Source organism: Streptomyces sp. KR55 (assembly GCF_052245645.1).
GTDB classification, from domain to species: Bacteria; Actinomycetota; Actinomycetes; order Streptomycetales; family Streptomycetaceae; genus Streptomyces; species Streptomyces flavusporus.
In genome coordinates this window covers 1-6,139 of record NZ_JBQQCE010000545.1, presented here as the reverse complement: position 1 = coordinate 6,139, position 6,139 = coordinate 1, and the positions used below count along the sequence as shown (strand labels likewise).

6 protein-coding genes are annotated in these 6,139 nt (G+C 68.8%); 5 read left to right on the top strand and 1 reads right to left on the bottom strand.

The window, feature by feature from the left end; genetic code table 11:
• The 3 genes from ACTWQJ_RS44765 to ACTWQJ_RS44755 form a co-directional block, all read left to right on the top strand.
• Positions 1-228, top strand: a 228-nt coding sequence (locus tag ACTWQJ_RS44765; protein ID WP_443312136.1) for an amidohydrolase family protein, incomplete at its 5' end; no start/stop codon positions are given.
• The gene (locus ACTWQJ_RS44760) at positions 225-1,466 is read left to right on the top strand and encodes a cytochrome P450 family protein (RefSeq protein ID WP_443312135.1); all 1,242 of its coding nucleotides are present in this window, start codon (positions 225-227) and stop codon (positions 1,464-1,466) included. The genes ACTWQJ_RS44765 and ACTWQJ_RS44760, both read left to right, overlap by 4 nt.
• 492 nt (positions 1,467-1,958) lie before the next feature.
• A complete protein-coding gene (locus ACTWQJ_RS44755; RefSeq protein ID WP_443312134.1) occupies positions 1,959-2,648 on the top strand; it encodes a CAP domain-containing protein in 690 nt (229 codons plus the stop codon).
• A gap of 106 nt (positions 2,649-2,754) precedes the next feature.
• Here the strand turns inward: ACTWQJ_RS44755 and ACTWQJ_RS44750 are convergent, their stop codons facing one another.
• On the bottom strand, positions 2,755-3,993 hold the full coding sequence (locus tag ACTWQJ_RS44750; protein WP_443312133.1) for a PP2C family protein-serine/threonine phosphatase: 1,239 nt from the start codon (positions 3,991-3,993) through the stop codon (positions 2,755-2,757).
• A 1,063-nt stretch (positions 3,994-5,056) separates the two neighbouring features.
• Between ACTWQJ_RS44750 and ACTWQJ_RS44745 the strand changes: the two genes are divergently transcribed.
• Positions 5,057-5,422: a hypothetical protein gene (locus tag ACTWQJ_RS44745; RefSeq protein ID WP_443312132.1), complete on the top strand. Its 366-nt coding sequence runs from the start codon at positions 5,057-5,059 to the stop codon at positions 5,420-5,422.
• Positions 5,423-5,638: 216 nt separating this feature from the next.
• The coding region (locus ACTWQJ_RS44740) for an alcohol dehydrogenase catalytic domain-containing protein (RefSeq protein ID WP_443312131.1) at positions 5,639-6,139 on the top strand (501 nt) is incomplete at its 3' end.

Sequence of the window (6,139 nt, the reverse complement as noted above, 5' to 3'; positions counted from 1 at the left end):
AAGCGCATGTACGTCGACACCAGCCCGTTCAGCCCGGCGCACCTGAGCCTCAACGCGGAGGTGCTGGGGCCCGAACGGATGCTGTTCGGCACCGACTCACCGCCGATGGCGGCGCCGCTGGAGGACTTCATCCGCATGATCGAGAAGCTGCCGGTCGACAAGGCGTCCCAGCAGCGCATCCTCGGCGGCAACGCCGAGGCCGTCTTCGACCTGAGGAGTCGTCCGTGATCACCACGCAAGACGCCGTCACCGCGGCCGAGCGGTGCACCCCGGAGTACCGGCGCAACCCGCACGCGGTGTACGCCCTGCTCCGGGAAGCGGCGCCGGTCTGCCCCATGAAACCGCCGCACGGCAACGAGACGTACCTGATCACACGGTACGAGGACGCGCGGGCCGCCCTGTCGGACCCGCGGTTGAGCAAGGACATGTACGGGGCCATGGACGCCTACCGGAGCATCTTCGGTGACTCGTCCGTGGCGCTGGACGACAACATGCTCAACTCCGACCCGCCCAAGCACACCCGGCTGCGCAAGCTGGTCAACTCTGCGTTCACCCCACGGCGCGTGGAGGCGCTGCGGCCGCAGATCCAGGACATCGTCGAGAGCCTGCTCGACGAGTGCCCGGCCCGGGAGCCCTTCGACCTGCTGCCCGCCTTCGCGTTCCCGCTGCCGATCATCGTGATCTGCGAACTGCTCGGCGTGCCGGCGCAGGAGCGGTCGCGGATGCAGCACCTGTCCACCACCGTGGCGCAGACCGGGTTCAGCGAGGAGTCCAAGCGGGCCCAGCAGAAGGCCGAGGAGGACCTGCACGCGTACTTCACGGACCTCATCGCGGCCAAGCGCAGCCACCCGGGTGACGATCTGCTGAGCGCACTCACCGCAGTCCGGGACAACGACGGCGGGCTCACCCAGAACGAGCTGGTCTCCACGGCGTTCCTGCTGATGTTCGCGGGCCACAAGACGACCGCGTACCTCATCGGCAATGCCGTCCACCACCTGCTGTCCCATCCCGCACAGCTCCGCGCCGTGCAGGAGAACCCGGAACTGGTCGGCCCGGCGGTCGAGGAACTGGTGCGCTACGACGGCTCCGTGGAGACCTCGACGTTCCGCTACGCGACCGAGGACGTGGAGTACGGCGGGATGCGGATCCCGAAGGGCGCCCTGGTCCAGGTCGCGCTCAGTGCGGCCAACCGCGACCCGCAGAAGTTCGACGCCCCGGACGAGCTCGATGTGATGCGGCCGGGGAACGCGCAGAACGCCCATCTGGGGTTCGGGCACGGCAGCCACTACTGCCTGGGGGCCCCGCTGGCCCGGCTGGAGATGCAGCTGGCTCTCACCGGCCTGTTCGGCCGGTTCCCGATGATGACTCTTGCCGACCCCGCGGGCGAGGCGAAGTGGATGGAGGTTCCCTTCCCGGCCTTCCGCGGCCTCGCGGAGCTGCCGGTCGTGCTCGATCCTGCCGGGTGACCGACAGACCGATCCGCTCACCACAACGCCGAACGGGCCCCTCCACCGAGGGGCCCGTTCGGCGTTCTCGGAAATGGTTGCAGCGGCTCGCAGTGACATCTGTCACGCGGACTTCGCGCGTCAACGTGGTTCGGTAGTACATGGCAGCCGGGCGATATAGAGGGACTTGCCACCTGGAAGCAGACATACAGCGCACATGACTCGATGGCATGAATACGACTCGCTTCCTCCACGCTGCCGACCCCTCTTGTACGGCTTCCTGACGGAGCGCCAGGCCTTGCCGTGCTCCGGTGAGCCGGTTCAGCACACCCCTGCGCTCGTTTCAAGGGCCTTCGGCGACTACGACGTCGGGTAGTAGCGGCGCTCGTTGCCCCTCCTTCACTCGGGTTTTAACAATGGCGGCCCCAGAAGGCGTCACCGCAGGTCAGGCACAGCGTCCGAGCAGAGCTGACCCCACCGGAGGCACCCCCGCGACGACCGAGCGAGGTCCACATGAGGAAGCACCGCAGGAAGACGCGCCACCGGCACATAGCCATCGCTGCCGTCGCACTGAGCGCGCTGGCCATACCGTCCGCCGCCATGGCCTGTCTGAACGATGAGGGCGCCGAGGGCGCCGAGTCCTACGGTCAGTGGGAGAACTGGAAGAACGCGTCCTCGGAGGAGCGGTGGCAGGGCCGCGAGTGGACCTCACAGCCCTCGGCGCCGGCTTCGCAGGCACCCACCGCGCCGACCTCGACGGGAGCCTCGGAGCCGAAGACGTCCACCTCCGCGTCCCCGAGCACCACCGACGCGGCGGCCCCGGCGTCCGGCGCCGTGGCTCGCGTCGTGGCCCTGGTCAACAGCGAGCGCAGCAAGGCCGGTTGCTCGCCGGTGACCGTGAACGCGAAGCTCACGAAGGCCGCCCAGGACCACAGCGCGGACATGGCGAGCCATAAGAACATGTCGCACACGGGCTCCGACGGTTCCGAGCCGGGCGAACGGATCACGCGCGCCGGCTACAGCTGGAGGACCTACGGCGAGAACGTCGCCTACGGCTACTCCAGCCCCGAGCAGGTCATGGCGGGCTGGATGTCCAGCCCCGGCCACAAGCGCAACATCCTGAACTGCGGTTTCAAGGAGATCGGAGTCGGCCTCGCCCAGCCCGGCAACTACTGGACGCAGGACTTCGGCACGGCCCGCTGACCGCTCGACCGACGCCACAGCCGGTTTTCATGCGCCCGCCCCAGGACCAGTCCCGGGGCGGGCGCATGAAAACCGGCAGCGAACCTGTCGCGGCAGCGGCCATGGGTCACTCCCAGCGCGCAGGAGGGGGCGGGGTGGTCCCGGGAGCCGGTACTTCGTCTGTGCCGTGATCTGTGTCGTGGTGGAAGCCGTTGGTGTGGATCCTGTGCCTGAGGTGGTGGACCGGCCTGAGTCTGGGCGCGCGTTGGATCACCACCATGGCCGCGTCGTCGCCCGGGAGTCCGCCGACATGGGCGACGAGATCCTCGTGGATGTGGTGCAGCAGGGCTTCGGGACCGCTGCCGGTCCACCGGGCGACGCGTTCGGCCAGCGGATAGAAGGACCCGTCGGCGTCTCTGGCCTCGATCACGCCGTCGGTGTAGAGCAGCAGTGTGTCGTCGTCCTCCAAGGTGAACGGGTCGGGTGCGAAGCCGGTCCTGGGTAGCTCGCACATGCCCAGCGGGGGCTCGGGGTGGCAGGCGTACAGGGTGGTCACCTGGTCCCCGCGCAGCAGCAGGGGCGGAGGGTGCCCGCAGTTGATCATCTGGGCCAGGGAGCCCTCGTCGGGGATGTCGAGTATCAGCGCGGTGACGAAGCGCTCCTGCAACTCGTCGACGGCCTCGGAGTGAGGGGGGTGCTCGGACAGATGCCGGCGGATGCTGCCTTCCAGGGCGCCTGGGAGGTCGACCAGATCGCTGCATCGGTGGGCGGCCTCCCGGAAGGCGCCCATCAGAAGTGAGGCCTCGCTGATGGAGGGCAGGCCTTTGCCCCGGACGTCACCGATGATCAGCCGGGTGCCGTCCGCGGTGCGCGTCGCCGCGTAGAGGTCGCCGCCGATCTGCGCCTCGTCCTCGGCGGCCAGGTACAGCGAGGCCATCCGCAGCGGGCCCATTCTGTGCGGCAGCGGCCGTAGAACCACTCGCTGTGCGGCTTCGGATACCGACCGCACCCGGGCCAGCTGACGCGCGCGCCGCTCGCGCTGCCGACAGAAAATCACCAGCAGGAGCGAGATGACCGTCAGGACGGCGATCTGCACCTGGTGATTGGGGGTGAACCCGCCACGCAGCACGGCGATGACGGTCTGGGCGATCACAGCCAGTGCGCCGATGAGCGCGGTGAGTCGGGAGCCGGTGAACGACGGGGTGATGGCGGGTGCCACGACCAGAAGGGGCCCGAGATGGATGTCGCGTGGGGCCATGACGTCCCCGACCGTGATCACGAGGATCAGCGCGAGGGGAATCGACACCAGCGCGTGGCCCGGTTGCCATGGCTGCCACAGATCCGCAAGGCGCCGCCGCAAGCCCATGACTACAGTCTGCGCTCTTGCCGGGGCGAGGCAGACCGCGGCATGCCCGGGTCGCACCGACCCTGCGCACCGTCGAGCCTCGTACCGCCGCGGCTGCTGCGTTCACCCTCGGTGAGCGGCGGCAACCTGGTGGTGTTCCTGCTCGGCAGCCGTGCATTCATGATCACCTTCACGCCGGGCGCCGCGGCGGGTGCTGAACTGGCGGGCGTCGGCTGGACGCGCCGTCCGGCAACTTCCTGGCCCCGGCCGCTCACCCGTGGTCATGCGACGGAACTCCGCCACGGCGGCATGCACTTGGGAGGTAGGGGGAGAGCGGAGTGCCCTGCACAGCGATCCCGAAGTCCTCCCGACCACCGAACGCCGCCTCTCCCGGCCCCTGTTCGGAGCGGCGCAGCACCTGCCTCGTCCCGGGGACGCCCAACTCGACCGTCTCGTACAGGAACTGATCGTCTCCGGCGCGGACCGTGCAGTGCGTGTATCGCAGGCCTGCGGAGGAGGGAAACGCAGCGCGGGCCCGGCGGGGGCTGTCGGAAGTGTTCGCGAGATACCGCCCCTGTCCGCCTCGCCGATTCACCGTCAGACAACGGATGGCACGATGGCGTTCCCCACGGCAGGGGGAAACCTGGTGGTCAGCAGCGCATGCTCCAGGGGGCGGAAGACGGCGCCGGCGGCCCGTCGGTGGTCGCAGCTCGGAGCCGGCGTCCGGCCGCTGTGCTGCCAATTCTGGCGGTATCAACAGATTTGCTCGTCTCGAGATGCCGCATCGCGGGTGCGCGGCTAGTGTCTACAAGTGAGAGCCGCAACCCGGGGCATGCCCCCGGCCGGCGAGGTACCTGCACAGCGAGGACCGCGACCGTAGCGCCGCCCGCGCAACCCTGCGCGGCTGACAAGCGGCGTCGGCGGCCGAGAGGTGCTTCTCATAGTCATGCGGCGACGCCTATGACCGCGCCGCACGCTCCGTTTACTGCGGCCGCGGCCATCCATCTCGTGCGTGAGAGTCGCGCGAGACGATGGAAGGAAAGGTATAGCCATGCGATCAACTCGCACGAGGCGTCTCATCGCGATGTCCGCCAGCACCATTCTGATGGCTGGTGGCGCCGCGATCGGCGCATCGGGCGCGGCCTCGGCGGCCGTCCCGACCAACAATGACCACAGCTACAACGACTACTACGACGACGATCATCGTTGGTGGGACGACGACGATGACGACAACGGCCACGGCGACAACGGCCACGACGATGACGACAACGGCCATGGCGATCATGACGATGACGACAATGGCCACGGCGACAACGGCCACAACGGCAATGGCCACAACGGCAATGGCCACAACGGCAATGGTCACAACGGCAATGGTCACAACGGCAATGGCCACGGCGGCAATGGCCACGGCGGCAATGGCCACGGCGGCAACGGTGGAGGCCACTGACCGAAGCAGTCGAGGTCACCGCTGACACTCGCAGAGGTGTCACCACGATGCGCGACTCCTGTCCGGGAGCCGCGCATCGCGCACGCTGGTCGTGGGGCCGCCCCGGCTTCGAGCCGCCACCGCCTGTCGCTCTTTCCCCTTCGGCGCGCGCGATGGGGGCGGAACTGGTCTGCTGGAACAGCGGGGCTGTAGCCACCGATCCGGGGAGAGATCCATATGAGTACCTATCGAGTCGCGCAGGTCGCGGCCCCTGGCGGGCCATTCGAGATCGTTGAGCGTGAGGTACCGCAGCCGGGTCCGGGCCAGGTACGGCTGGCTGTGGACGCCTGCGGGATCTGTCACAGCGACGCCGGCATGGTCGACGCCGCGTTTCCGGGCGTTCGGTTTCCTCTGGTTCCCGGGCATGAGATCGCCGGGCGCATCGAAGAGCTCGGTGAGGGCGCGGAAAGCCGCGGCTGGCGCGCTGGTGAGCGGGTGGCGGTGGGTTGGTTCGGCGGCAGCTGCGGCCATTGCACGCCCTGCCGGCAGGGCGACTTCATCGTGTGCGTGAATCTGAAGATCCCCGGATGGGCATACGACGGCGGTTTCGCCGAGGCGGTGATCGCACCGGTGGATGCCCTCGCCCGGATCCCCGACGCGCTGGCGCCCACGGATGCCGGGCCCTTCGCCTGCGCCGGTGTGACCATGTACAACGGACTGCGGCGCAGCTCCGGACAG

Bases quoted from the DNA above. Each gene is read 5' to 3' on its own strand.
- ACTWQJ_RS44745 (WP_443312132.1), top strand. From the start codon at position 5,057: ATGTCCGCCAGCACCATTCTGATGGCTGGTGGCGCCGCGATCGGCGCA.
- ACTWQJ_RS44750 (WP_443312133.1), bottom strand. From the start codon at position 3,993: ATGGGCTTGCGGCGGCGCCTTGCGGATCTGTGGCAGCCATGGCAACCG.
- ACTWQJ_RS44755 (WP_443312134.1), top strand. From the start codon at position 1,959: ATGAGGAAGCACCGCAGGAAGACGCGCCACCGGCACATAGCCATCGCT.